Annotated in this window: 21 protein-coding genes; 11 read left to right on the top strand and 10 right to left on the bottom strand. The window is 66.9% G+C overall.

From position 1 onward, the window contains the following. Positions 1-64 precede the first annotated feature (64 nt). Positions 65-268: a hypothetical protein gene (locus tag ACVWYS_RS00450; protein WP_456509188.1), complete on the top strand. Its 204-nt coding sequence runs from the start codon at positions 65-67 to the stop codon at positions 266-268. Positions 269-395: 127 nt separating this feature from the next. On the opposite strand, the gene ACVWYS_RS00455 is transcribed toward ACVWYS_RS00450, so the two are convergent. Together ACVWYS_RS00455 and ACVWYS_RS00460 are read right to left on the bottom strand one after the other, a co-directional pair. After that, positions 396-2,774 (bottom strand): hypothetical protein, encoded by a 2,379-nt coding sequence (locus tag ACVWYS_RS00455; RefSeq protein ID WP_456509189.1) that lies wholly within the window; start codon positions 2,772-2,774, stop codon positions 396-398. A 671-nt stretch (positions 2,775-3,445) separates the two neighbouring features. Further along, entirely contained in the window at positions 3,446-3,976 is a 531-nt protein-coding gene (locus ACVWYS_RS00460; protein ID WP_344366076.1) for a MarR family winged helix-turn-helix transcriptional regulator, read from the bottom strand. Positions 3,977-4,244: 268 nt separating this feature from the next. Between ACVWYS_RS00460 and ACVWYS_RS00465 the strand changes: the two genes are divergently transcribed. Further along, positions 4,245-6,473 carry an MMPL family transporter gene (locus ACVWYS_RS00465; protein WP_456509190.1) on the top strand — a complete coding sequence of 743 codons (2,229 nt, stop codon included), beginning with the start codon at positions 4,245-4,247 and terminating at the stop codon, positions 6,471-6,473. A gap of 21 nt (positions 6,474-6,494) precedes the next feature. On the opposite strand, the gene ACVWYS_RS00470 is transcribed toward ACVWYS_RS00465, so the two are convergent. Beyond that, positions 6,495-7,457: an NAD-dependent epimerase/dehydratase family protein gene (locus tag ACVWYS_RS00470; protein ID WP_344366069.1), complete on the bottom strand. Its 963-nt coding sequence runs from the start codon at positions 7,455-7,457 to the stop codon at positions 6,495-6,497. Positions 7,458-7,581: 124 nt separating this feature from the next. Between ACVWYS_RS00470 and ACVWYS_RS00475 the strand changes: the two genes are divergently transcribed. From ACVWYS_RS00475 to ACVWYS_RS00500, 6 genes are all read left to right on the top strand, one after another. Beyond that, positions 7,582-8,370, top strand: a complete 789-nt coding sequence (locus tag ACVWYS_RS00475; RefSeq protein WP_456509191.1) for a TetR/AcrR family transcriptional regulator — start codon at positions 7,582-7,584, stop codon at positions 8,368-8,370. A gap of 91 nt (positions 8,371-8,461) precedes the next feature. Further along, on the top strand, positions 8,462-8,896 hold the full coding sequence (locus ACVWYS_RS00480) for a hypothetical protein (protein ID WP_456509192.1): 435 nt from the start codon (positions 8,462-8,464) through the stop codon (positions 8,894-8,896). A 331-nt stretch (positions 8,897-9,227) separates the two neighbouring features. Then, the gene (gene dnaK, locus ACVWYS_RS00485) at positions 9,228-11,090 is read left to right on the top strand and encodes a molecular chaperone DnaK (protein WP_091252708.1); all 1,863 of its coding nucleotides are present in this window, start codon (positions 9,228-9,230) and stop codon (positions 11,088-11,090) included. A gap of 2 nt (positions 11,091-11,092) precedes the next feature. After that, a complete protein-coding gene (locus ACVWYS_RS00490) occupies positions 11,093-11,758 on the top strand; it encodes a nucleotide exchange factor GrpE (protein WP_202615864.1) in 666 nt (221 codons plus the stop codon). A gap of 253 nt (positions 11,759-12,011) precedes the next feature. Continuing rightward, the gene (locus ACVWYS_RS00495; protein ID WP_202615863.1) at positions 12,012-12,995 is read left to right on the top strand and encodes a DnaJ C-terminal domain-containing protein; all 984 of its coding nucleotides are present in this window, start codon (positions 12,012-12,014) and stop codon (positions 12,993-12,995) included. 15 nt (positions 12,996-13,010) lie between these two features. Then, positions 13,011-13,436: a heat shock protein transcriptional repressor HspR gene (locus tag ACVWYS_RS00500; protein WP_456508063.1), complete on the top strand. Its 426-nt coding sequence runs from the start codon at positions 13,011-13,013 to the stop codon at positions 13,434-13,436. A gap of 60 nt (positions 13,437-13,496) precedes the next feature. Here ACVWYS_RS00500 and ACVWYS_RS00505 read toward each other — a convergent pair whose 3' ends face one another. The 4 genes from ACVWYS_RS00505 to ACVWYS_RS00520 form a co-directional block, all read right to left on the bottom strand. Next, a complete protein-coding gene (locus tag ACVWYS_RS00505) occupies positions 13,497-14,765 on the bottom strand; it encodes an Ig-like domain-containing protein (protein ID WP_456509193.1) in 1,269 nt (422 codons plus the stop codon). Further along, positions 14,762-15,271, bottom strand: coding sequence for a hypothetical protein (locus tag ACVWYS_RS00510; protein WP_456509194.1), 510 nt, complete (start codon positions 15,269-15,271; stop codon positions 14,762-14,764). Before ACVWYS_RS00510 ends, ACVWYS_RS00505 begins: the two co-directional genes overlap by 4 nt. A 1-nt stretch (position 15,272) precedes the next feature. Then, positions 15,273-16,106 (bottom strand): COG1470 family protein, encoded by an 834-nt coding sequence (locus tag ACVWYS_RS00515; RefSeq protein ID WP_456509195.1) that lies wholly within the window; start codon positions 16,104-16,106, stop codon positions 15,273-15,275. Between the two features lie 127 nt (positions 16,107-16,233). Continuing rightward, complete coding sequence (locus ACVWYS_RS00520; protein ID WP_456508065.1) at positions 16,234-16,686, bottom strand: hypothetical protein; 453 nt, start codon at positions 16,684-16,686, stop codon at positions 16,234-16,236. Positions 16,687-17,319: 633 nt separating this feature from the next. Here ACVWYS_RS00520 and ACVWYS_RS00525 point away from each other — a divergent pair. Together ACVWYS_RS00525 and ACVWYS_RS00530 are read left to right on the top strand one after the other, a co-directional pair. Then, positions 17,320-17,718 (top strand): hypothetical protein, encoded by a 399-nt coding sequence (locus ACVWYS_RS00525; RefSeq protein WP_116767261.1) that lies wholly within the window; start codon positions 17,320-17,322, stop codon positions 17,716-17,718. A gap of 91 nt (positions 17,719-17,809) precedes the next feature. Then, positions 17,810-20,002, top strand: a complete 2,193-nt coding sequence (locus ACVWYS_RS00530) for an elongation factor G-like protein EF-G2 (protein WP_456508066.1) — start codon at positions 17,810-17,812, stop codon at positions 20,000-20,002. Here the strand turns inward: ACVWYS_RS00530 and ACVWYS_RS00535 are convergent. Continuing rightward, positions 19,992-21,401: an aldehyde dehydrogenase family protein gene (locus tag ACVWYS_RS00535; protein ID WP_456509196.1), complete on the bottom strand. Its 1,410-nt coding sequence runs from the start codon at positions 21,399-21,401 to the stop codon at positions 19,992-19,994. The genes ACVWYS_RS00530 and ACVWYS_RS00535 overlap by 11 nt on opposite strands. Positions 21,402-21,769: 368 nt before the next feature. Between ACVWYS_RS00535 and ACVWYS_RS00540 the strand changes: the two genes are divergently transcribed. After that, the gene (locus ACVWYS_RS00540) at positions 21,770-23,239 is read left to right on the top strand and encodes an APC family permease (RefSeq protein ID WP_344366030.1); all 1,470 of its coding nucleotides are present in this window, start codon (positions 21,770-21,772) and stop codon (positions 23,237-23,239) included. 98 nt (positions 23,240-23,337) lie between these two features. On the opposite strand, the gene ACVWYS_RS00545 is transcribed toward ACVWYS_RS00540, so the two are convergent. Together ACVWYS_RS00545 and ACVWYS_RS00550 are read right to left on the bottom strand one after the other, a co-directional pair. Beyond that, complete coding sequence (locus ACVWYS_RS00545) at positions 23,338-24,309, bottom strand: AraC-like ligand-binding domain-containing protein (RefSeq protein WP_456509197.1); 972 nt, start codon at positions 24,307-24,309, stop codon at positions 23,338-23,340. 124 nt (positions 24,310-24,433) lie between these two features. After that, on the bottom strand, positions 24,434-25,024 hold the full coding sequence (locus ACVWYS_RS00550; RefSeq protein WP_116767257.1) for a TetR/AcrR family transcriptional regulator: 591 nt from the start codon (positions 25,022-25,024) through the stop codon (positions 24,434-24,436). Positions 25,025-25,126: the final 102 nt, after the last annotated feature.

The following is a 25,126-nucleotide window of genomic DNA, read 5'->3' on the forward strand; positions in this document are numbered from 1 at the left end:
AACGCTACCCTCCCGGGATCGGAAATGGGTGGACCCACCCAACTAGCTCGCAGCAGGGGCCGTTATGAGCCCTCAAAACGGCCCCTACTGCGAGCTAGTTGGGGGAGGAGTGGAAATCAGCAACAGCAATAAGGGACTGGGCCTGTTCCGGGCCACTGGGATCTACGTCGGGGCGATCCTCGGTTCGGGTGCCCTGGTGCTCCCGGCCATGGCGGCCGACGTGGCCGGCCCGGCATCACGGGTCCCCGTAGGCCTTGGTAGCCCTTGACACGGTGAGATGTCTAACCGAGGCGAGGCGTAGGAGCCGCAAATCGTGCCGGCTCCTACGCCCTAAATCGCACCTACCGGCGGGAGAACTGACCTTCATATAGGCCGGCCGGATCGATCTTGGACCGTCAAACGACTGCTGCTGTGGCGGCGGAGGTCTTCGCGGTGGTGGTGTAGCCGGTCTTGGTTCCGGTGACGGTGATGGTGAGGGTCTTGCCGGTATCGGCCGCGGCGACCTTGTAGGTCGCGGCGGTCGCGCCGAGGATGGCGACGCCGTTGGCTTTCCACTGGTACGTCAGGGTCACCGGTGCCGGTCCCCAGGTTCCGGGGACTGCGGTCAGGGTGGAGCCGACCTTGGCGGTGCCCGTGATGGTCGGCACCGGCGCCGTCAGGGAGCCTTTCGCGACTATTGCTGTGGCGGTGGAGGTTTTCGCGGCGGTGGTGTAGCCGGTCTTGGTTCCGGTGACGGTGACGGTGAGGGTCTTGCCGGCGTCGGCCGCGGCGGGCTTGTAGGTCGCGGCGGTCGCGCCGACGATGGCGACGCCGTTGGCTTTCCACTGATACGACAGGGTCACCGGTGACGGTCCCCAGGTTCCCGTGACCGCGGTCAGGGTCGATCCAACTTTCGCGGTGCCTGAGATGGTCGGTACCGGAGCGGTCAGGGTACCTGGGGTGACCGCTGTCGTGGCGGCGGAGGTCCTTGTCGTGCTGGGGTACCCCGCCTTGCTGCCGGTTACTTTCAGGGTGATGGTCTTGCCAAGGTCGGCGGCAACCAGCGTGTAGGTTTTGCCCGTTGCCCCGGTAATGGCGGTTCCGGAGCGGAACCACTGGTATCCGAGAACGTCCGGCGTGGGCGACCAGGTTCCCGTCACAGCTGTCAGGGTCCGGCCCACCTGGGGGGTCCCGGAGATGCCTGGCACAGGAGTTGCGGACCAAATCCAGCCCATGTTGAGGGTGTAGGTCTTGCCCCAGCTTGCATCGCCGCTGTAGCCGTAGATTTTGATGTAGGCGCGGCCAAGAGGGAGGTTGATTTGTTGGCTGGCGAGCCAGCTGCCGTCAGCGGCGGAGCCGTCGAGGTCGAAGCTGTAGAGGTTGGTGCCGTTGGCGTTGTAGATGCTGACGGTGTAGGTGGATCCGGTTCCGAGCCCGGCGGGGAACTTGAAGTTTAGGCCGACCCGGCCTGCCTTGGGCAGGTCGACGGCGTAGTAATCGGTGTCGGAGAAGTCGGCGCTGAGTGTTGAACCGGAAATGGTGGTTCCCAGGGGCACCACTGTTGCGGCGGCGGTGCTGTTGTTGGGTTCGAGTTCGATGGTCCCCGCGGTCAGCGTGGTGTTGAGGGTGTAGGTCTTGCCCCAGCTTGCATCGCCGCTGTAGCCGTAGATTTTGATGTAGGCGCGGCCTGCGGGTAGGAACGTTCCCTGGCTGGCGAGCCAGCTGCCGTCAGCGGCGGAGCCGTCGAGGTCGAAGCTGTAGAGGTTGGTGCCGTTGGCGTTGTAGATGCTGACGGTGTAGGTGGATCCGGTTCCGAGCCCGGCGGGGAACTTGAAGTTTAGGCCGACCCGGCCTGCCTTGGGCAGGTCGACGGCGTAGTAATCGGTGTCGGAGAAGTCGGCGCTGAGTGTTGAACCGGAAATGGTGGTTCCCAGGGGCACCACTGTTGCGGCGGCGGTGCTGTTGTTGGGTTCGAGTTCGACGGTCCCCGCGGTCAGCGTGGTGTTGAGGGTGTAGGTCTTGCCCCAGCTTGCATCGCCGCTGTAGCCGTAGATTTTGATGTAGGCGCGGCCTGCGGGTAGGAACGTTCCCTGGCTGGCGAGCCAGCTGCCGTCAGCGGCGGAGCCGTCGAGGTCGAAGCTGTAGAGGTTGGTGCCGTTGGCGTTGTAGATGCTGACGGTGTAGGTGGATCCGGTTCCGAGCCCGGCGGGGAACTTGAAGTTTAGGCCGACCCGGCCTGCCTTGGGCAGGTCGACGGCGTAGTAATCGGTGTCGGAGAAGTCGGCGCTGAGTGTTGAACCGGAAATGGTGGTTCCCAGGGGCACCACTGTTGCGGCGGCGGTGCTGTTGTTGGGTTCGAGTTCGATGGTCCCCGCGGTCAGCGTGGTGTTGAGGGTGTAGGTCTTGCCCCAGCTTGCATCGCCGCTGTAGCCGTAGATTTTGATGTAGGCGCGGCCTGCGGGTAGGAACGTTCCCTGGCTGGCGAGCCAGCTGCCGTCAGCGGCGGAGCCGTCGAGGTCGAAGCTGTAGAGGTTGGTGCCGTTGGCGTTGTAGATGCTGACGGTGTAGGTGGATCCGGTTCCGAGCCCGGCGGGGAACTTGAAGTTTAGGCCGACCCGGCCTGCCTTGGGCAGGTCGACGGCGTAGTAATCGGTGTCGGAGAAGTCGGCGCTGAGTGTTGAACCGGAAATGGTGGTTCCCAGGGGCACGACCGTGGCCGTCGCCATGGTGCCGTTGGGCTCAGCCTCTGCCGTTGCAGCTAGGGAGGGCGCAGCCGTGATAAGTGAAAGGAGCACCGCAAATAGTGCTGTGAGTACTGTGCGCGCCGGACTGAAAATGCGACGTACGGCGCCGCCCCTATTTGATATCAATTTATCCCCCTGAATTGTGTGTTTGCTCTAGTGAAGTCGACAAAGTACGTGAAGAGTGTTTGCTCAAGATAATGAATGCCCCCGAAGTGTCATTCAGAATTGTGCTAGCTGACCGGCTTCGTCGAGTCGAAACGGAATTTCTCAAAGCCCTTGAGGCGCGGCTTGTTGGCCAGGTGTGTGCGGGGACCTCGCTTCGCTGGGGGCGGGCATCGCTATTTTTGGGGAGAAAAGACGTCGTGGCATGCCGTTGGCTGCGTTGCTGTGCCACGACGCAACGGTAGGTTTTTAACCTGTACCTTTTCTTGGATTTCCGTCGAGTCCCGAGTGCTTTCTCGCACGATGGAGGGCCTAAGCAATGAACGGGAGGGTGGTAATTCCGCCCTCCGCGAATTGGATCGCATCGACTTCATTCATCGACATCACTTCCAATTCAGCATCCTCCCAGTCTTCCCGCCCAGGGCGACCGCAGCTCAGGTGGATGCTGCCGAAGCCCACTTCAAGAAGGCTCTGCTCACTCGAAATCGCTCTCGCGTCGGATGAGCTTCTGGCACTGGAGTGTCAGACGGCGCAGGCTGCGGATCAGCAGCGGCTGTAAGTCAGCCCGGGCTGCTGTCCGGCGCGGGGCCACGCGCCGCTTCTTCGCCGGCCCGGACGGTGGCCTCGATCATGGAGTTCATGAACCGGGTGACAATCTCCAGTTCCTCCGGCGTGAAGTTTTCGATCGCCGCGCCCATGTGGCGGGCCAGCGGAAGGAACATGGCGCCGCCGTCCCGGTAGGCCTTGGGCGTCATGCGCAGCTGCACCTGCCGGCGGTCCGCGCCCTCGCGTTCGCGGACCACATGGCCGGAACTGTGGAGCCGGTCGATCAGCGCGGTGGTGGCGGGAGAGCTGAGGTTCAGCTCTTTCCGGAGCACGCCCGGGGTAACGATCTGGTCCCGTGCCGTGTGCTGCATGATGACGGCCAGGGCGTTCAGGTCCGTGCGGTGCATGTCGTTGCGGCCGCCGGCGGAGTCCACGTAGCGGTTGGCTTCGAGGTTGAATTCCTGCAGGAGCCGGACGAGCGGAGGCGGGCCGGCCGCGTCGGGGGGCGCTGTGTCTTCGGATGGGCCCCGGGATTCGGCTGACACTGCGGACCTCCTTTGTCCTTAGATGTGGCGTCCCTGAATGCGGCCGCGGCGGTCTGACCGCGGCCGGTCGGCGTCGTCGACGGCGCCCTCGGGAGTTTACTGCAGTGTTTGCTGCAGCGTTTACCGCAGTATCTACCGCGAGCGGGCCGGCGCCGGCTGTGCTTCCATTCTCCTCCGGCACACGCGCTTCGGGGTTATCTCCATGATAGAGATAGTCTACTATGGAGTTGATTCCTCGTCCGCTCCGAATCGCACCCTAGAAGGACACATGAAAACGACTTCGCCCCCGACGACGCGCGTACCGTTCTGGCTGCGTTGGCTGATTCCCGCAGTGCTGGTAGTGGCCTGGCTGGCGATCGCCGGCATAGGCGGCCCGACGTTTGGCCGTCTGAGTGAGGTTTCATCCAACGACCAGGCTTCCTTCCTGCCCGCCGGGGCCGAGGCCACCGAGGCCCAGGACTGGCAGGCCAAGTTCCGGGACTCCAAGGAAATCCCCGCCGTGATCGTGGTCGAGAGCGATACCGCCTTCACCCCGGCCGAGCTCGGCGAAGCCGCCGCACTCAAGGGCAGGCTGGAGGCGATGCAGGTCGGCAGCACGGTGATCGGCCCTATCCCCTCCGCGGATGCGAAGGCGGTTCAGTTCGTGGTGCCCATCGCTTCCTCGGCAGAAGTGAAGGCGGTGGTCAAGGAACTGCGCAATGAGGTTCAAGCATCCGCGCCGGCGGGAATGCAGACGTTCGTCACCGGGCCGGCTGGCCTTGCGGCGGACCTGGCGAGTGCCTTTGCCGGAATTGACGGCATCTTGCTCCTCGTGGCCCTCGGCGCCGTGTTCCTGATCCTGCTGATCGTCTACCGCTCCCTGCTGCTGCCGATCATGGTGCTGCTCACCTCGGTCTTCGCGTTGTGCGCCGCGATCCTGCTCGTGTTCAGCATGGCGAAAGCTGGCTGGATCCAGCTGAACGGCCAAAGCCAGGGCATCCTGTCCATCCTGGTGATCGGTGCGGCCACTGATTACGCCTTGCTGTACGTGGCACGGTTCCGCGAAGCCCTGACGCACACCACCAACCGCACGGCTGCCGCAATCACGGCGTGGAAGGCAGCCTGGGAGCCGATCCTGGCCTCCGGCGCCACGGTGATCATTGCGCTGCTTTGCCTGCTGTTCTCCGACCTCAACTCCAACAAGGCGCTCGGGCCGGTAGCCGCCGCGGGCATCCTCTGCGCGCTCTTCGCGGCCTTGACCCTGCTGCCCGCCCTGATGGCGCTTTTTGGCCGCGCCGCGTTCTGGCCGTTCCGGCCGAAGCTGCTTCCGGAAACCGAACGGGAGCCGGAACTGGTCACGGGACTGGAGGGCCAGAAGGGACTCTGGCGGGCCACAGGTTCGCTCGTTTCGCGTCGGCCGCGCACGGTCTGGGTGGCCTCGGTCCTTCTGCTTCTCGTGGCGGGGACCGGCCTTCTGCAGCTCAAAGCCAACGGCGTCGCCCAGACCGATGTCATCCTCACCGCCTCCAACGCCGTCGACGGGCAGGAAGCCCTGGGCCGGCACTTCGACGCCGGATCCGGCAGCCCGGCGGTAATCGTGGCCGACGAGGCAAAGGCGCAGGAAGTTCTGGCGAAGGCCAAAGCCAGCGACGGCGTCGGCGACGCCTACCTGCTGGCCGAGGGCGGCGCCCCGGTCATCACCGGCGCCCCGGTCATCACCGGAGCCCCGGGCGCACCGGCCGCCCCGGCAGTCAGGGATGGCAGGGTTCTGATCAACGCGACGCTGAACTACGCTGCGGACTCAAATAACGCCGAAAACGTCGTGGTGTCGCTCCGCCAGGAACTGAAGACGATTGACAGCGGCGTGCTGGTCGGCGGCGTGACGGCCACCGCACTGGATACCAATACCACCGCACAGCGCGACCTCGTCACCATCATCCCGGTGGTCCTGGGCGTCATCCTGGTCATCCTCATGCTGCTGCTGCGTTCGGTGCTGGCGCCGGTCCTGCTGGTCGCCTCCGTGGTCCTGTCCTACGGCGCGGCGATGGGCGTTTCGGCCTTCGTCTTCAACAACATCTTCGGATTCCCGGGAGCGGACGCAACAGTGCCCCTCTTCGGCTTCGTCTTCCTCGTGGCGCTGGGCGTCGACTACAACATCTTCCTCATGAGCCGGGTCCGGGAGGAGTCGATCAAGCACGGCACCCGGGCCGGTATCCTGCGCGGCCTCGCCGTGACGGGCGGGGTCATCACCTCGGCGGGCGTGATCCTCGCGGCCACCTTCGCGGCTCTGGGGGTCATCCCGATCATGTTCCTGGTGCAGCTGGCCTTCATCGTCGCGTTCGGCGTCTTGCTGGACACGGTGCTGGTCCGCTCGCTGCTGGTGCCCGCGCTGGCCTACGACATCGGCCCGCGGATCTGGTGGCCGGGCAAGCTCGGCCGGCCGGAGAACGACGCCGCGGCCCGAGCCGACGTCCCGTTCCCCCGGACTGCGGATAACGAAGAAGCCGGAGTCCGCTAGCCCCAAAAACCGCAGCCGCCGTCACTGTCCCTGGTCCCCCCACCAGGCGACGGTGGCGGCGGCTGCTTCGTGCAGCGGCGTGGGCGCCAGCCCCAGAGCGGCCTGGCTCGCGGCGGAATCCATCACGAACGGGCGCTCGAACTGGTACAGCGTCTCCACCAGTTCCCGCATATCGGGCGAAAACACTCCCATCGCCTTTAGCGCCCAGCCGGGCAACGCCGTGACGCGCGGGGACCGGGCGCCGGCCGCGTTGGCGAATGCCCCGGCGATCTCGCGCTGGGTCAGCGCCGGTCCGGTGGGCGCATGCCACACCCGGTTCCACACCTGCGGCTTGTCGGCCGCCGCAATCATGGCGGCCGCGAGGTCAGGAACGTAGGTAAAGGAATGCGGCTGATCCGTCCGTCCGATCACCATCAGGGATTTGCCTGCCAGTACGGGCTTCACCATGCGCTCGCCGGAGTGCGCGGTGCGGACCCGAGGCCCGAAGAAATCGCCTGCCACCACGCTCACGGTGTCCGTTGCGGACTCGGCCCGAGCCTTCAGGAGCGCCGTCCGGACACCCCGTTTGCCGCCCTGGGCCTCGCGGGGGCCCTCCTCCGTCATGGGCCGTTCCGGCGCGCTGTAGGAGTACAGGCTTTCCGGGAAGACGACGACGGCGCCCGCCTCGGCTGCCGCGGTGAGCACGCTTTGCTCTGCCTGCGGCAGTTCCCGGGCCCAGGCTTCGGCGCTATACCGCGAGCCGTGGATGCAATGGAAGACGGCCGCGGCGCCACGGAAGGCCTCGCCGAGCCGGGCCGGGTCCGAAACATCAATGGACATTCTCTCGACCAGCGGGTGGGCGGGCCCGCTTCCGGACCTCGTCAGGACGCGCACGCGGTGACCCGCGGCTGCCAGTTGTTCCGTCACCGTCCAGCCCACGGGGCCGGCGCCGGTGACGACGAAGAGACGGGATGGGGTACGCCCCGAGGCGCCGGATTGGGTCATTCTGATCTCCTTAGAATTATGAGAGCAGTGCTCTCTAAGTTCAGAATGCGCCGCCAGGCGAACGTAAGTCAAGAGCAGTGCTCACATTTGTTGACAGTGCTCTTGTCCGTGACATGCTGGATGCATGCCCGAGGACAGTGCCTATGCCGCCGTTAAAGCCGCCAAGGAGAACGCCGGGGCCGCCGCCGCGGCTTCCAGGCCCCGGACCCCGCGGGAACGGGCCCGCGCCCGGACTGTGGCCGACATCCTCCGCCTGGGCCGGGAGCACCTGGCGCTGCATGGGGCCGCGGCCCTGTCCCTCCGCGCCGTCGCCCGGGATCTGGGCGTCGTCTCCTCGGCGGTCTACCGCTACGTGGAGAACCGGGAAGAGCTGCTGACCCTCCTGCTGATTGACGCCTACAACGAACTCGGCGATGAAGTGGATGCCGCCGTCGGGGCCGTGCTGGAAGGTGACTTCGGCGGCCGCTTTGCGGCGCTGGGCCGCGCGGTCCGGGGCTGGGCACTGCGCGAACCGTCCCGCTACGCCCTTCTCTTCGGCAGCCCGGTGCCCGGGTACCGCGCGCCCGCCGAGCGGACCACCGGCCCCGGGACGCGGGTGATTTTCGCCCTCATGGCAATTCTCGACGGCGCCTTCCGGGCCGGTCAGCTCTCGGTTGAGGGCCGGCGGAGCCCTGCCATCGCCGCCGGACTTGGCGGTGATCTGGCGAAAATCCGCGCCGAGTTCGGCCTGACCGTCCCGGATGACCTCTTGGCCCGCGGTGCCCTCGCCTGGACCTCGCTCTTCGGCGCCGTCAGCTTCGAAGCCTTCGGCCAGTACGGCGAGGAAACGTTCACCGCCCGGGAGGAGCTGTTCGACCATCACCTCGCGGTGCTCGCCGGCGTCGCCGGGTTGCCGGCGGCCACCGCCCGGTGAAGCGGATTCCCCTGTTGCCCCGCGGTGACGCTCGGTAGACTGCCCCTGCGCCCGCACGGGCGCACCCGATGCTTTCAGGAAGGATCCATCCATGTCTGAAGAGAACATGTCCGAAGAGAACATTTCTGAAAAGAACACGCCTGAAGAGGATATGCCGGAAAAGAACGTGTCGGGCGAGACCATGTCCGGCGAAGCAGAGGCCGAGGGGCGGTATGTCGAGGGCGACTACGGCGCCGCGGGCACGGCCGGCGAAGTCCCGCCCACGGCCGTCGAGGGGGAGTATTCGGCGGGGGACTACGGCGACGCCGGCGTGGCCGGTGCGGCCGCTGTCGGCCAGGTGGAAGGCGACTACGCCGCGGGGGACTACGGCGACGCCGGAGTCTCGGCGCCCGAGGCCTCCGGTGAGGAGTCGGTCGCCGAGGAAGCTGAGTACCCGGAGGGCGACTACGGAACCGCCGGAACGGCCGGCGCCGAGCGTGCAGGCCGGCAGGCAGCGGGCGAATCGCCCGAGGACGTCGACCGATAAGTAGTGCAGGCAGTGGTCCGCCCCCGCGGGGTCGTCCGCCGCGGGGGTCCGCGCGCTGAAGGTTCGCGCAGGGCGAAACACGGCCCCGGAGCGCGCCGGAAGGCCTGAAATCCGGGGAATTCAGGCGGCAAAGAGAGGCCGCCGACCGTGACTGGAGCAAAGTTGAGTCGATTGCGCTCAACTTTGGATTGACTTAAATCCGGGTCTGGGTAAAGTTGAGTGTAGATCGCTCAATAACGGTCGGGCCCTTTGTTGTTAGAACCCTTTGCGGTTAGAAGCACTGTGGTCCGCGGATTCCTCAAAGATTCCAAGGAAAGTAAGGAAGCAACCCATGTCACGTGCAGTAGGTATTGACCTCGGAACCACTAACTCCGTCGTCTCCGTTCTCGAAGGTGGCGAGCCCACCGTCATTGCCAACGCCGAGGGTGGCCGCACCACGCCGTCGGTCGTTGCGTTCTCCAAGTCCGGCGAGGTCCTTGTCGGCGAGATCGCGAAGCGCCAGGCCGTCAACAACATTGACCGCACCATCGCGTCCGTCAAGCGCCACATGGGCACCGACTGGACCGTCGCCATTGATGACAAGAAGTACACGGCGCAGGAAATCTCCGCCCGTATCCTCATGAAGCTGAAGAACGACGCCGAGTCCTACCTCGGGGAAAAGGTCACCGACGCTGTCGTCACCGTCCCGGCCTACTTCAACGACGCCCAGCGCCAGGCCACCAAGGAAGCCGGTGAAATCGCCGGCCTCAACGTCCTGCGCATCGTCAACGAGCCCACCGCGGCCGCCTTGGCCTACGGCCTGGACAAGGGCAAGGAAGACGAACTCATCCTGGTCTTCGACCTCGGCGGCGGAACCTTCGACGTCTCCCTCCTGGAGGTCGGCAAGGACGAAGACAACTTCTCCACCATCCAGGTCCGCGCCACCGCCGGTGACAACCACCTCGGCGGCGACGACTGGGACCAGCGCGTCGTGGACTACCTGCTGAACCAGCTCAAGGTCAAGGGCATCGACCTCACCAAGGACAAGATTGCCCTGCAGCGCCTCCGTGAGGCAGCCGAGCAGGCCAAGAAGGAACTCTCCTCGTCCTCCAGCACCAACGTCTCCCTCCAGTACCTGTCCGTCACCCCCGACGGCCCGGTCCACCTGGACGAGCAGCTGACCCGCGCCAAGTTCCAGGACCTCACCAAGGATCTGCTGGACCGCACCAAGAAGCCGTTCCAGGATGTCATCAAGGAAGCCGGTATCAAGCTTTCCGAGATCGACCACATCGTGCTCGTCGGCGGTTCCACCCGCATGCCGGCCGTGTACGACCTCGTCAAGGAACTGGCCGGCGGCAAGGAACCCAACAAGGGCGTCAACCCGGATGAGGTTGTCGCCGTCGGCGCCGCCCTGCAGGCCGGTGTCCTCAAGGGTGAGCGCAAGGACGTGCTCCTGATCGACGTCACCCCGTTGTCCCTGGGCATCGAAACCAAGGGCGGCATCATGACGCACCTGATCGAGCGCAACACGGCCATCCCCACCAAGCGGAGCGAAACCTTCACCACCGCGGATGACAACCAGCCGTCCGTGGCCATCCAGGTCTTCCAGGGCGAGCGTGAGTTCACCCGCGACAACAAGCCGCTGGGCACGTTCGAACTGACCGGCATCGCTCCGGCCCCCCGCGGCGTCCCGCAGGTCGAGGTCACCTTCGACATCGACGCCAACGGCATCGTGCACGTCTCGGCGAAGGACAAGGGCACCGGCAAGGAACAGTCCATGACCATCACCGGCGGCACCGCGCTGTCCAAGGAAGACATCGACCGCATGGTCCGTGACGCCGAGGAGCACGCAGCCGAGGACAAGGCTCGCCGCGAGGCAACTGACACGCGCAACACGGCCGAACAGCTCGCCTACTCCGTAGACAAGCTGATCGCGGACAACGCCGACAAGCTGCCGGAAGAGGTCAAGACCGAGGTCAAGGCCGACGTCGACGCCCTCAAGGCAGCCCTCGAAGGCACCGACGACGCCGCCGTGAAGACCGCGTTTGAGAAGCTGCAGGCTTCCCAGAGCAAGCTCGGCGAGGCCATCTACGCCCACGCAGGATCCCCTGACGGCGCCGCCGGCGCCCACGGTGCCCCCGCAGGCGAGCAGGCTGCGGGCTCCGACGAGGACATCGTCGACGCCGAAATCGTTGACGAAGACGAGAAGAAGTAATCATGCCGCACCACGGTAACGAAGAAGAGCACGGTTCTTCCGAGAACCGGCGTGACGCTGAACAGCGGGAGAACGAGCCGCAGAAGCCGGTGATCCACGACAACCGCAAGGTTGATCCGAAGACCGGCCAGGCCCGCCACCCTGACCAGGAACACCATGCGGACTCCGGGGACGCACTGTCCCAGGCGGAGGACATCCTCAACAGCGTTGAGGTGCCCGCCGCCGACTCGGTGGCCCAGGGTGCAGCCGGCGCCGCCGAGGCGGAGGAGCTCAGGGATGACCTTCGCCGCCTGCAGGCCGAGTACGTCAACTACCGCAAGCGGGTCGAACGCGACCGTGCCGTCGCGGGCGAGATGGCCGTCATCGGCGTCCTGAACGCCCTGCTGCCGGTACTGGACGACGTCGATGCCGCCCGCCAGCACGGTGACCTCGCGGACGGACCTTTCGCCGCGATTGCCACCAAGCTGGAGACTGCGCTGAAGACGTACGGACTGGTCCGCATCGATGAGACCGGCGTGGAGTTCGACCCCACGATCCACGAGGCCCTCATCCAGCAGCCCGGCACGGATATCGACTTCGATACCGTCAGCCAGGTCCTGCGCTCGGGCTACAAGTCCGGCGACCGCGTCCTCCGCGCGGCACAGGTCATCGTCGCGGTACCTGCCTAGGTTGCGTTCGGCGCTACGCCGGATAGGGGGCGGTGCCCTCCACACCGCCGCCCCCTATCCGGCCTCCGCGCCAGCGTGTTGCTCGCCTAAAGTGAGTGGACAAACAGCGCGAAGCAGATGATGGGCCCCGGGAGTGGCATCGGGCCTGCCGGAGCGTGGTGGCTGGGTTCGTCAGGACCAAGCCACCACGCGAAGGGGCGGGGGCCCATCATCTGCGAAGCGCACTCTGCATGACTTTTGAAAGGAAACGCCATTGGCTAGCCAGGATTGGGTGGACAAGGACTTTTACAAGATCCTTGGTGTCGCCAAGGACGCTTCCGACGCCGATATCAAGAAGGCTTACCGGAAGCTTGCCCGGCAGCACCACCCGGATACCAACGCGGGCAATGCGGCGTCGGAGAAGAAGTTCAAGGACATCTCCGAGGCCTATTCCGTGTTGTCCGACGCCGATGAGCGCCAGCAGTATGACGCCATCCGGGCGATGGGCGGCGGCGCGCGCTTTGCCCCCGGCGGAGGCGGCGGGGCTGCCGGCGGCGCAGGCTTCGAAGACCTCTTCGGCGGACTCTTCACCGGCGGCGGGGGACGCCATTCCGGCAGCTACAGCACCGCCGGCGGCATTCCGCCCGAGTTCGCCGATCTCTTTGGCGGCGGTGGGTTCGGTGGCGGCGGCCAGTCGTTCCAGCGCGCTCCGCAGAAGGGCGCGGACCGCACCGCGTCCACTTCGATCTCATTTGCCGGGTCCATCCGCGGTACCACGATCGGCTTGCGTGAACCCGACGGCGAGGTCATCGACGTCCGCATTCCGGCCGGCATCAAAGACGGGCAGAAGGTCCGCGTTCGCGGCAAAGGCCAGCACGGTCCCGCCGGCTACGGCGACCTCATGGTCACCGTCTCCGTGAAGCCCCATGATTTCTACGTCCGCGACGGCGAAAACCTCCGCATCCACGTCCCCGTCTCCTTCCCGGAGGCGGCCCTGGGCGCCGATGTCGAGGTTCCGACGATCGACGGCGACAAGGTCAAAGTCAGGGTCCCCGCAGGGACGCCGTCCGGCCGCACGCTGCGCGTCAAAGGCCGCGGCGTCAAGCACGCCAGCGGCACCGGCGATCTGCTGGTGACAATCGACGTCGCTGTCCCGCGGCGGCTGAGCAAGGAAGCGGAGGAAGCCGTGAAGGCCTTCGCCGCGGCCACTGCCGACGAGGACGTCCGCGCGGGCCTGGCAGCCAAGGCCCGGCTCTAGGAACGGAGTCCAGCCATGGCCATCGACTTCGATCAGCCGATCTTCGTCATCTCCGTTGCCGCCGAGCTGGCGGACATGCACCCGCAGACGCTGCGCCAGTACGACCGGTTGGGGATCGTCTCGCCCAGCCGCGCCCCGGGCAAATCGAGGCGCTATTCGCAGCGCGATGTGAACATGCTCCGCGAGGTCCAGCGGCTTTCCCAGGAGGGCGTCTCGCTCGAAGGCATCAAACGGATCCTGCAGCTGGAGAACCAGGTGGCAGCCCTGCAACGGCGTGTTGCCGAGCTGAGCGAAGAACTTGAACGCCGCCCCCGTGCCCTGGACTCCCGCATCTTCGCCGCGGGAGCCGCGGGCGACGTCGTCAGCCTGGCCCGCGGCAAGCGCCCCCAAGCGAGGTCGCAGGCGTTGGTGGTGTGGCGGCCGCGGGGGATCGAAGACTGAATCCTGGCTTAACGCAGGAGTGCCCGGGACCCTGAGGGTCCCGGGCACTCCTGCGATGTGTCAGAAGGACGAACTCGAGCCTGCCACCGGGGTGACGGCAAGGGCGTTGCCTGCTACGTCCCGCATGCCACCTGTGGGCGTGTACGTCGGCACAGCGGCCTTAACCGTTCCATTGTTCGCGCTTCCCGTGGCCAAGGCCCCCAGTGTGATGGTGAGCATCCGGGCGGCGGGGCTCCAGCTGACCGTCGAGGCGGACCCTCCGGCTCCCTTGTAAGTGAGTGTTCCCGACGGGGAGTAGTTTCCAGCGAGGGCGACGCTGCCAATTCTCGACGTCGGGCAGGCCGAGCTGTCCACGCTGACGCTGAGGACGTTGCCCGCGCTGATGGTGACAGTGACCTGGTTGTCCCCGCTGAGGGTCCCTGCGGCACCGGGGGCCCAGCTGCTGCAGATTGTCGAGGAGTCCAGGGCTTCGAAGAAGGTGATGGTGGCCTTGTCGCCGGGTTCGATCTTGCCGCCCTTGCCGCCGCCGTCGGCCAGCACCACCCCGGACACCGTCGGGGCAGTGACGTCCTTGACGGAGGTTACTGTGCCCGGCGGTGTGGGATTGCCCTGGTTGCCCGCGGTGTCGGTCGCGACGGCGCTGTACGTGAGCGTCCCGTCAGCCAGAGACGAGAGGTTCACAGCGGTGTTCCAGGCTCCGGACGCGTCCGCGGTCACAGCAGCGGTGACGGTATGCACGGGGGTGCCGGCGTCCTTGACCGTCAGGGCAATGGATGCCCCGGGTTCGGTGGTGCCGCTGACGGGTACGGTGGCGACGGTGGCGGAGTTGACATAGGCCGGGGCCGAGACGGTAGGGGCGGCTGGCGGGGTGGTGTCAACGGCGGCGCCTGCGCTCCGGACGCTCTCGGGTCCTTGCCACTGCCCGAGTACGGGGGTGACCGTGTAGTACCAAGTGCCGGTCGGGACGCCTTGGTCGGTGCAGCCCAGCCCCGCGGTAACCGTGCCCGTGCAGGTTCCCCCCGCGGCGATTCTGGTGCCGCCGGATGCCGAAGCATAGCGGGCCAGCGTGTAGCCGCTGACAGGGCGGCCGGCAAGGGTGGCGGCGGCCTTCCATGCCAGCGTGACATTTCCCGCAGACACGCTGGCCGAAGGCGTGGCGCCGGCGGCCACGGCATCAGCGGCGGCCGCCGCGGACCCCCCGTTCGCGACCGACGCCCAGAAGGCGTTGGCCCCCGGACCGGCCCACGAGAGCAGGGCAACGCCGGCAACGATGACGGCAACGCGGCTCCGGATGCTCGGGTGTGCCTGGCGGGTGTTGCGACGGCTCATCGTCGGGCCTCCACGGTGACGGGAATTTTGAAGGTCGCGCCCTGGCAGGCGGACTGTGACTGGGCGGACATGCCGGCCGCGCCCGGCAGGGTGACCAGCAGGGATGAGTTAGCCGGGATGGTCACGGCAGGTGCGAGCGGTGCGGCCGGGGCCGTGAAGGACACCCCGGTGGTGGTGCATCCGGAATGGGCGGCATCGGCCGTGATTGCCCCGCTGGAGGCCACCGAGTACAACTGAACCGCGAACGCGTTGGGGTTGCTGGCGCGGAGGATGACGTCAGCGCTGCCGCCCGGAACCAGACTGGTCCGGTTCGAGTCGCCGGCAACAAACGCGTCGACGGCGACGGTCTGCATCGGGGCTGCGGCTGCGGCACCGGAACCCGTGCCGGTAGTGGCCCAGTAGGCGTAGGCGGTGCCGCCACCGGCCAGCAGACAGAGCGCGGCGGTGGCGGCGGAGGCAGTTCCGGCGACTCTGGTGCCGCGCAGCATGGATCGTTTGGATTGCATGTCAGTTTCCCTGCCCTGATCCCGAGTAGGCCAACTGGAGGACTGCGCCCTTGCAGCCGTCCTGGAGACGAGGAGTGTCGAGCATTGCGATCCGCGGCCATTGGGCGGATGGAACGCCAAGTTGTGAGAGCGAGCTGCTGCCGGCCGGAACCGCCAGGGGATAGCGCCCGCTGAACTGCACCACGGCATAGTCCTGCGCCGTGCAGGGCAGGCTAGCCGCGATCGCCTTCGCGGTGCGGACTACACCCGCGATCGAGACCGTCAGGTTGCCGACGTCGATGCTCTTATCCGGGTTGTTGAATCCGAGGTCCAGCGGCCGGCTCGTGCCGGGGGCGAGCAGTCCCGCCACATCGCCGGAGAGCCCGAACACCCGAAGGGGAGCCTTGACCCGCAACTGGGTTTGTACGGAAGCCGACTGGATCGCGCCGCTCTGGCCCGTCACGGTCAAAGCGTAGTCTCCGGCGGCAGTAGAGGATGCCGTGGATACATTCATGCTGAGCTGGGCCGTACCCCCGGCCGTCAGCTTGACGGACGACGGCGAGAAGCTGGCCGCTGCCCCCGCCGGGAGGCCGGCGACAGCCAGCACTACCGTGCCCGCAAACCCGCCCGTGGAGCTGACGGTTGCGGAATAGCTTGTGGCCTGTCCCTGGTCCACGTTCCGGCTGGACGGCGTGACCTGCGCCAGGATCCCGGGCTTTTGCGGGGCCGACTGCTGCCCGGCCGCGTAGAGCGTGCCCGCCGGCAGGAAGATGGCCAGCAGGCCAATGATGAGGACGCGGCCGGCGAGGCCCGCGTGATCCCCTGCGAGCCGGAAGAACCGCAGTAGATGCTGCATTCCCTATCCTCCTTCGACCCGGCGGCATGGCGCGGATCGTGGGTGTCGGCGGTGGCTGATGCGTTGTTGTGCGGAGGCCCGAAGGCCGCCCCGGCGGGCCGCGTGTCCGGCCCGCCGGGGACGCCAGCTATACGCTGCCGACTGTGACCGTGACGATGGCCGACTTGCAGGCATCCTGGTTGGCGGCGCTATTGAGGAACTCCAGTGTTCCCGTCCCCACCTGGGTGCCTGTGCTGTTCGCCGCGACCGGGGAGTTCGACGTATCGGCGCTGACCGTGAACCATGCCGGCAGACAGGTATCCACGCTCGTGGTCACCTTTGCGGTGAGGGCGCCGACGACGGTGCCGGTGTTGGTGCTGTTGTCGGCCGTGTACGTCACGGGCACCGAGTTGCCCGGTGCCAGGCCGGCCGCGAAGCTTGCATGCAGGGTAACGGTGCCGCCGCCGGTGGAGTTGGCAGCGGTGCCGGTGCCGGCGCCGGTGGTGGTCCAGTAGGCGTAGGCAGTGCCGCCGCCGACGGCCACGAGGGCGACTGAGGCTGCAACGGCGATGACCTTGCTCTTCTTGGTGAGCTTGCGCATTTGTGAGACTCCTTGTGTGGGTGGCACCCGGACAGGAGTCAACAGGCCTGAGCCGCATTCCCCCCAATCCTGCGGTTGCCGCGCTGAATCGATGGCCCAATCGTTGCGGGGAAGAGCGGACGGGACAACGCGTAGTTGTACTCGTCTTTTCGCCCCGGGATTACCTACTCCCGAGTAAGGTACTCGCGTTTCGGCGCGGAGAGCTTCTGGTTTCCGCACGGAAACTACGTGCGCGGCGGGACGAAACGGTGCGACATTACGCGCGTGCGGACGGCCTCGAGCCGCCGTGTCCGGCCTGGATTAGTGGAGCAAGTAGTCTGCTTTTATCCGCAGCTCCGGGCGGATTCAGCAGACGCGGTGCCGGCATGCCGTGGCGCCCGGGCAAGTAGCCGCGGCAACGAACTGAGTACTGCGGAGCGGAAACGGGTAACGTGCCTTCCGATAGTCGGGTACCTGAAGCGCGTGACTTCAGGCTAGGGCCGCGCGTTGAATTGGGGTGTCAGAAAGTCTGGTGTGACACGCTCGCAGCTCCTTCGGGAAGCCCGGGCGGAGCCAGCACAGCAGCGTAGAGGCCGGGGGGCATCGCATGCATGAGTCAGCTGAGTTTGGACCGTCCACGTTCGCGGGCACGCGATGAGCCCGGGGCTCCAGGCGGCCGTCCTGTTTGCCGGCTCGCTGCCAGGGCACATTCTCATGTCCCTGGGGCAGGCGCTCGTGGTGGTATGCCTGTGCTTCGACTTCGTCCGCGCAGTCTCCGTCCCGCGGTCCCACCGCCGCTATGTGGCCAACACCGTCTTCCGCACCCTGGCCCTGCCGTCCATCCTTGTCATGGCGTTCAGCGTGCTCCTCGATGCCGCGTCCGGCTCCTGGACAAACGTCGCCGCAGGCGTCTTCATCCTGGTCGCCGTGATCTTCCGGTGGCACCACGACACCGACGAAGACAATTGGTGGAAGGGCAAAGGAAAGGCCCTGGGCCGCTGGCTCAAGGACCGGGCGGCCTCCGGATCCCTGGTTGCTCCGGCCGCGGCGTGAAAAAGCCCTTGCTGTCCGGGCGTCCCAGGGTGTCCAATCCTTAACGGAAGGCCCTGCGGGGCACGAGTGGACGCCACGCCAGGAGGATTTCATGCCATCGAAAGCCGCCAAGACTCCGTCGAGGGGTCCGGCACGGGGCACGTCTGACCTCCGGCGGGCCGACGCCAACGGCTCCGCGCCGCCGGAGCAGCCGGACAAGATCCGCAATGTGGCACTTGTAGGCCATTCAGGTGCTGGAAAGACGATGCTCACTGAAGCTCTGCTTGCCGCCACCGGGGCCATCACGCGCAAGGGCTCGATCGCCGACGGCACCACGGTGAGCGACTCGGATCCCGCCGCCATCGCCCAGCAACGCTCCGTGGCACTGGCCGTGGTGCCCGTGACGGTCGGCGGCATCAAGGTGAACCTGCTGGACACTCCCGGTTATACGGATTTCATCGGAGAACTGCGCGCCGGGCTGAGGGCGGCGGACGCGGTGCTGTTTGTCGTATCGGCCACCGACGACGTCGACGCCGCGACCACCGCGCTCTGGAACGAGTGCCAACGGCTCGGAATGCCCCGGGCCGTGGTCATTAGCCGTCTGGACCATCCGCGCGCGGATTTCGACGCCGCCCTTGCCCGCTGCCGGCTGGCGTTTGGCGACTCCATCGTGCCGCTTTACTTACCGGTCAGCGCCGACGGTGCCGTCACCGGCCTGCTGGGGCTGCTGACCGGCACGGTTTCCCAGTACGGTTCGGACGAAGCGGCACCCGCAGCCCGCGCCGCGACCGACGTCGAGCTCGCCGGGTCGGAGCCCGCGCGGGGCGCGCTAATCGAAGGGATCATCGCCGAGAGCGAGGACGAGACGCTCATGGACCGGTACCTCGGGGGTGAAGAAATCGCCTCCGAAGCCCTGATCGCCGATCTGGAGACCGCCGTCGCCCGCGGGTCCTTTCACCCCTTGCTGCCGGTGTCCGCGGAATCAGGACTTGGCCTGGCGGAACTGCTGGACGTCCTGGTGCGCGCTTTTCCCACGCCGGCTGAGCGCGGGGTCCCGACAGCCACGGACCTCGACGGCGTGGCCGCCGGCCCGCTGGCCTGTGACCCTGAAGGGCCGCTGCTCGGCGAAGTGGTGCGCACGACGATCGACCCATTCCTCGGCCGGGTCTGCTTGGTGCGCGTCTTCTCCGGCGTCGTGCGGGAGGACACCGCCATCCACGTGGGCGGCCGCGGCATGGCGGACCGCGGCCACGAGGACCACGACAGCGACGAGCGCATCACGCACCTGTACTCGCCGCTCGGATCCGGTCTGCGGCCGGTAGCGTTCTGCGTGGCCGGGGATATCTGCGCGCTGACCAAACTGGGCACCGCGGAGACCGGCGACACGATTTCGGCCAAGGAGTCGCCTTTGCTGGTCGCCGCCTGGGACATGCCGGATCCGCTCATGCCGGTGGCCATCGAAGCGGCCACACACGGCGATGAGGACGTCCTGGCCAGGAACCTGGGCAAGGTCATCGCCGGGGACCCGACGCTGCGGGTGGAACGGAACTCTGAAACCCACCAGCTGATCCTGTGGTGCATGGGCGAGGCCCATGCCGACGTCGTCCTGGGCAGGCTGCGGGACCAGGGAGTGAACCTGCAGACCGTACCGGTGGTCACCCCGCTGCGCGAAACGTTCGCCGCGCCGGCGGCCGGCCACGGGCGGTATGTCAAACAATCCGGCGGCCACGGCCAGTACGCCGTCTGCGACATCGAGGTGGAGCCCCTCGAGCGCGGCGCCGGATTCGAATTTGTCGACAAGACGGTGGGCGGGGTGATTCCCGGGCCCTTCATCGCCTCGGTGGAAAAAGGCGTGCGGGCGCAGATGCAGAAAGGCGTCTCCGCCGGATTCCCCGTGGTGGATATCCGGGTGACGCTGGTTGGCGGCAAGACCCACAGCGTGGACTCCTCCGACGCGGCCTTCCAGGCGGCCGGTGCCCTGGCCCTTCGCGAAGCCGCAGCGGCCACCCGGATTCAGTTCCTGGAACCGGTCTCGGCTGTGACCATCAGCGTTTCGGAGGACCACGTGGGCGCCGTGATGAGCGACTTGTCCTCCCGCCGGGCGCGGCTGACGGGAACGACGTCCGCCGCGGACGACAGCACCGAGATCAGCGCCGAGGTTCCGGACCAGGAGCTGCTGAAGTACGCGGTGGAGCTGCGGGCCTTGACCGCCGGCAGCGGCCGGTTCCGGCGCAGCTACCTGCGGCACGAACCCGTGCCGCAGGTAGCTGCGCCGGCCCCCAATAAGAGCGGCGTCAGCCGTTGATGACCTGGGGCACGCCGAGGGCTTTGAGGCCTTCGACGCCGAATTCGAGGCCGTAGCCGGACTGCTTGGCTCCGCCGAAGGGTATGCGGGGGTCCACGGCGCCGTGTTTGTTGATCCAGACCGTGCCGGCTTCGAGCCGGGCCGCGACGGCGCGGGCTGCCGCGGCGTCGGCGGACCACACGGAGGCGCCGAGTCCGACGTCGAGGGCGTTGGCGTTGGCGACGGCTTCGTCGACGGTGCTGTAGCGGATGATCGGCAGGGCAGGCCCGAACTGCTCCTCGGCGACGAGCGGGTTGTCGTTGTCGATGTCCGCGATCAGGGTGGTGGGGTAGAAGTGGCCGGTCCGGTCCGGGTCGGGGTTGCCGCCGAGCAGGACCCGGGCACCGGAGGCCTTGGCGGCATCCACGAGCCGGGCGACGATGTCGTATTGCTGGCGGTTCTGCAGCGGGCCGAGCACGTTGGCCTCGTCCAGGCCGATGCCCATGGGCATCGCGGCGGCGACGTTGGTGAGTTCGGTACAGACGGCGTCGTAGATGTCAGCGTGGACGTAGAGGCGTTTGAGGGCCGCGCAGGTCTGGCCGGTGTTGATGAACGCGCCCCAGAACAGGCCTTCGGCGATGGCTTTGGGGTCCGCGTCGGGCAGCACGATGCCGGCGTCGTTGCCGCCGAGTTCCAGGGTGAGGCGTTTGACGGTGTCCGCGGAGGACTTGATGATGGCCTTGCCGGTGGCGGTGGAGCCGGTGAACATGATCTTGCCGATGCCGGGGTGCCCGGCCAGGGCCTCGCCGACCTCCCGGCCGCCGGAGACCACGGACAACAGGCCCTCGGGGAGTTCCTCGTTGATAACGGCGGCGAGGGCCAGGACGGAGAGCGGGGTGTATTCGGAGGGTTTGACCACCACGGCGTTGCCCATCCGCAGGGCGGGGGCGAGCTGCCAGACGGTGATCATCATGGGCCAGTTCCAGGGGCCGATCGCGCCGACGACGCCGATGGGCCGGTAGTGGAGTTCGGCGCGGGTTTCGCCGTCGTCCACCACGGTTTCCGGCTCCAAGGCTGTGGTGGCGGCGACGCGCAGCCAGGCGGCGCAGGCGCCGACTTCGAAGCGGGCGTTGGGGCCGTTAAGGGGCTTGCCCTGTTCACGGGAGAGCAGGCGGGCGAGTTCCTCGGCGGAGCGTTCGACGGCGTCGGCTGCCCTGAGGAGCGCGGCGGAGCGGGCGTCGTGGCCCAGGGCGGCCCAGGCCGGCTGGGCAGCCGTTGCGGCCGCGATGGCCTGCTCCAGGTCCTCAACGGTGTGGACCGGGGCCTGTCCGACCGGCTGGCCGGTGGCGGGGTCCACGATGGTCCGGGTTTCCCCGGACGTCGGGGAGATCGAGGCGAGAAGGGCGTCGTAGGTTTCCATGGGTGTACTCCACATCGAGTAGTTGAGGCGCTGGTAGTTAAGGCAGAGGTAGTTGAGGGCTGGGTCATTGAAGCGCTGTGTTGTTGAGACGCTGCACGCGGCGCAAGATGGTTCCAGAGCGCCCGTACTGTCATGTCCGAGTTTCCTCCGGTGCCGGACCTGCAGTCTTGTCTTTGCGCGAACTGCAGTTGACCCGCTGCGAATGATCGCGAGGGCCCGGGATTCCATTGCGCTGGGGAACAACAACCGATCGCTGAGCGACAAGAGCGTGACGCGCGCCACCTGCCATGCTGGATTTCACGGTGCAACGCACCCCCCATATTCCCAGACCGAAATTTCCCAGACTCATGACCGTTAAGAAGGATCCGATGAGTATTTCAAAATCCGAGTCCCCGACCGCAGAAGCCAGTCCTCGCACGGAGCACTCCACCGCGCTGCGCGCCGGAAGCGTCGGCGTCATGGGCATTCTCTTCTTTGTGTTGTCCGCCCAGGCGCCGTTGACCGGAATCGTCGGGGCGTCACCGCTGGCCGCGGCCCTCGGCAACGGTCCCGGCGCGCCCGGCGCGTATCTGGTGGTGGGCATCGTGATCGTGATCTTCGCCGTCGGGTTCGTCGCGATGAGCCGCAAGATCCAGGCCAACGGCGCCTTCTACGCCTATGTCACCGCCGCCTTTGGGCGGAAGATCGGGGCCGGAGCGGCGTGGCTCGCGCTCCTCGCGTACAGCACGGTCCAGGCTGCGATGTACGGGCTATACGGCGCCGCGTTTTCGGGCGTCCTCGGAACCGCCGGGATCGTGGTTCCCTGGTGGCTGCTGGCCATGATCACCATGGCGGGCGTGCAGGTGCTGGGATCCCTCAACATCGAACTCGGGGCCCGGGTCCTGGCGGTGCTCGTAGGCCTCGAGGTCGCGATCCTGCTCATGTTTGGCTTCACCGTGCTGCTGCGGGGCGGCGGACCGGAAGGGCTCAGCCTGGCTGCCTCCTTCTCTCCCGCGGCGATCGGCGCAGGCGCCCCGGGCGTAGCCATCATGTTCGCTGTCGCCTCGATGTTCGGCTTTGAATCCACGGCCATCTACTCGGCCGAGGCCAAGGACGCCCACCGCACGGTGGCCCGTGCCACCTATCTTTCGGTGGGGGTCATCGCGGTCTTCTTCTCCTTCATTTCGTGGATGCTGGTCAGCTACTACGGCCCCTCGCACGTCATCGACGCCGCGGGCGCGGCCCTGGAATCCGGCGACTCCACGTCCTTCGTGCTGACACCCATGGTGGAGCTGTTCGGGCCGTGGGCCGGAACCGTCACCGGCATGCTGCTCGTGACTTCCCTGCTGGCCGGCATCATCGCCTTCCACAACGGCATCAACCGCTACCTCCATTCGCTGGCCCTGCGCGGGTCGATGCCCCGCGGAGTGGCCCGGACCAACCGGCACAAGGCCCCCGCCGTCGCCGCCCGGATCCAGACCGTGGTCGCTTTCCTGCTCGTGGCGCCGTTCGCCGTGCTGTCCCTGGACCCTGTCCTGACCCTCTTCTCCTGGTTCAGCGGGTTGGCCGTGGCGGCGCTCCTGGTCCTGTACATGCTCTGCTCCCTGGCCGTCGTCGCGTACTTCCGGCGCGAAAGGGTGCCCGGCCAGCTCTGGCAGACCGTGGTGGCACCGGTGCTCGCCACCGTGCTGCTTGGCTGGGTCCTGTCCCTCGTGATCAGCAACTTCACCGCACTGATCGGCGGCAGTGCCGAAACGGCCGTGGGCCTGCTGCTGACTGTGCCCATTGTGTTCGCCGCCGGCGTGCTGGTGGAAGTTGCCGTGGAGCGCAGGGCCGCGCGAGCCGAGGTCTCCGCCTAGCTGTCGGCGCTGGACACCAGCCTTGGACACAGAAGGGGCGGTGCCGGACACATCCGGCACCGCCCCTTCCGCGTCCGAATCCGGGTGGAAGGCCAGGCTCAGGCGCCGCGCCGCCAGTCGCTGGGGGATTCGCCGAAGGCATCACGGAAGGTACGGCTGAAGTGGGCGGCATCCAGGAAGCCCCAGCGCGCGGCCACGGCCCCTACCGGCATGCCGGCCAGGAGCGGATCCCGCAGTTCGCGGCGCGCCCCTTCCAGCCGCTGGGTCCGGATCCAGCTCGCCACGGTGGTCCCGGATTCATGGAAGACGTTATGCAGATGCCGGGTGGAGATGAAGTGGGCCGCCGCGATGGACGCCGGCGAGAGCATGGGATCGGCCAGGTTGGCGTCGATGTACTCGCGGACGGAGGCCGCGAGTAGGGCCTGCGGCCGCATCCGGTCCGGGGACATGTCCAGTTCCGAGTGCAGCATCGTGGAGACGAGATCGAGGGCGTTCGTCGCAAGGCGCGAGCCGCTGGGGCCGCTCAGCGCATCCAGGTTCTTCGCGAGGTGGGAGATGAACGGCCCGACGATCCCGGCGAGGCCGCTGTCCGCCGCCATCCGCACGGCCGAAAGCTGCGCGATGCAGTCCGGCGGCAGGGACAGTGCATCCCAAGGGAACATCACCACCATGAGCCGGGCGTCCCCCTCGAAGGCAAGCGTGTACGGGCGGCTGGTGTCGTAGATGGAGAGGTCGCCAGGGCACAGGAGGGCCTCGCGGTTGTCCTGGATGAGGAGTCCGGTGCCCTGCAGTTGGAGATTGAGCTTGAAGTAGCGCTGGTTGGACTGGGCAATCAGTGCCGGCGTGCGGTGGACCTCATGGCTCGTGGAGGAGACTTCGACGATCGCCACGCGGTCCAGCCTGCGGGACCGCATGCGGCCGCGGAAGTTGCCCGCATCGCGGCTCGAGGCGCCCAAGGGAACGAAGGACTCCGCGATGAGGTGCCGCCAGTGCTCGAAGGAGGCTGCCGTGCTGGTCTGGACGTCCTGCCCGGCGGGACTGGACGATGGTCGGGCTGCAACTGCGGTCATCGAAGATCCTGACGCCGTCGTATTTTGGGGACTGTGTCATGGGACACACTCCTTTTAGGGTAGCCCCGCAGCCCGCCGATGTCATTTTTTTCGACAGCTGGCGAAAAAAGACTGTTGCAGGCGCCTAGCAGCCGAGCAGGGTCAGGAATCCCTCCAGCTGCTCGTTCAGCCCGAGTTCCACCTGGCCTTCCGGGGCGAGCGCCGCCGCGATCTGCGCGCCGAGGAGGAGGTTGAGCAGCTGGCCGGCCAGGGCGGCGTCGTTGACGGCGGTGGTGACGGCCCCGGCGTGCCGGGCCTCGGCCAGGTACCGCCGCATGGCCGCAAGCCACTGCTCCATCGAATCCCGGTGGATCCGGGCCTTGTCGGGGTCGTTGATGGCCTTCTGCCAGAACGGGATGACAATCCGGGCCTCATTGATCCGCTCCTCATCCAGCGGCAGCACCTCGACGCAAAATGCCCGCAGGGCCGCGAGCCCGACCTGCCCGGCGGTGACTTCCGCGATGCGCTCGTTGGTGCGGTTGAAGACGTGCCCGAACGCGAAGGTCAGCAGGTCATCCTTGGTGGGAAAGTACGGCTTGAGGGCGCCGTTCGCAAAGCCGGCCTCGAGGGCAATTTCCCGCATGGTGGCACTTTCGATCCCGAGCCGGGCGATAATCCGCCATGTGGCGTCGACGAGTTCGAGCCGCCGCTGGTCGTGGTCGACAATCTTTGGCACCGGACAGCTCCCCAATTATTTTGCGTCGGACTCTTGTGGCACAGCTTACATTTCCGTATTCTCTACAAGTATAGAAAATAAAGTTCTGACCCGCCAGGGTCC

It is taken from the genome of Arthrobacter sp. TE12231 (assembly GCF_054062895.1).

Excerpts from the sequence above, each read along its gene's own strand:
- ACVWYS_RS00450 (WP_456509188.1), top strand. The coding sequence starts at position 65 with ATGAGCCCTCAAAACGGCCCCTACTGCGAGCTAGTTGGGGGAGGAGTG.
- ACVWYS_RS00465 (WP_456509190.1), top strand. The coding sequence starts at position 4,245 with ATGAAAACGACTTCGCCCCCGACGACGCGCGTACCGTTCTGGCTGCGT.
- dnaK (WP_091252708.1), top strand. The coding sequence starts at position 9,228 with ATGTCACGTGCAGTAGGTATTGACCTCGGAACCACTAACTCCGTCGTC.
- ACVWYS_RS00530 (WP_456508066.1), top strand. The coding sequence starts at position 17,810 with ATGCCATCGAAAGCCGCCAAGACTCCGTCGAGGGGTCCGGCACGGGGC.
- ACVWYS_RS00505 (WP_456509193.1), bottom strand. The coding sequence starts at position 14,765 with ATGAGCCGTCGCAACACCCGCCAGGCACACCCGAGCATCCGGAGCCGC.
- ACVWYS_RS00515 (WP_456509195.1), bottom strand. The coding sequence starts at position 16,106 with ATGCAGCATCTACTGCGGTTCTTCCGGCTCGCAGGGGATCACGCGGGC.
- ACVWYS_RS00475 (WP_456509191.1), top strand. The coding sequence starts at position 7,582 with ATGCCCGAGGACAGTGCCTATGCCGCCGTTAAAGCCGCCAAGGAGAAC.
- ACVWYS_RS00520 (WP_456508065.1), bottom strand. The coding sequence starts at position 16,686 with ATGCGCAAGCTCACCAAGAAGAGCAAGGTCATCGCCGTTGCAGCCTCA.
- ACVWYS_RS00545 (WP_456509197.1), bottom strand. The coding sequence starts at position 24,309 with ATGACCGCAGTTGCAGCCCGACCATCGTCCAGTCCCGCCGGGCAGGAC.
- ACVWYS_RS00540 (WP_344366030.1), top strand. The coding sequence starts at position 21,770 with ATGAGTATTTCAAAATCCGAGTCCCCGACCGCAGAAGCCAGTCCTCGC.
- ACVWYS_RS00525 (WP_116767261.1), top strand. The coding sequence starts at position 17,320 with ATGAGCCCGGGGCTCCAGGCGGCCGTCCTGTTTGCCGGCTCGCTGCCA.
- ACVWYS_RS00480 (WP_456509192.1), top strand. The coding sequence starts at position 8,462 with ATGTCTGAAGAGAACATGTCCGAAGAGAACATTTCTGAAAAGAACACG.
- ACVWYS_RS00470 (WP_344366069.1), bottom strand. The coding sequence starts at position 7,457 with ATGACCCAATCCGGCGCCTCGGGGCGTACCCCATCCCGTCTCTTCGTC.
- ACVWYS_RS00490 (WP_202615864.1), top strand. The coding sequence starts at position 11,093 with ATGCCGCACCACGGTAACGAAGAAGAGCACGGTTCTTCCGAGAACCGG.
- ACVWYS_RS00510 (WP_456509194.1), bottom strand. The coding sequence starts at position 15,271 with ATGCAATCCAAACGATCCATGCTGCGCGGCACCAGAGTCGCCGGAACT.
- ACVWYS_RS00535 (WP_456509196.1), bottom strand. The coding sequence starts at position 21,401 with ATGGAAACCTACGACGCCCTTCTCGCCTCGATCTCCCCGACGTCCGGG.
- ACVWYS_RS00500 (WP_456508063.1), top strand. The coding sequence starts at position 13,011 with ATGGCCATCGACTTCGATCAGCCGATCTTCGTCATCTCCGTTGCCGCC.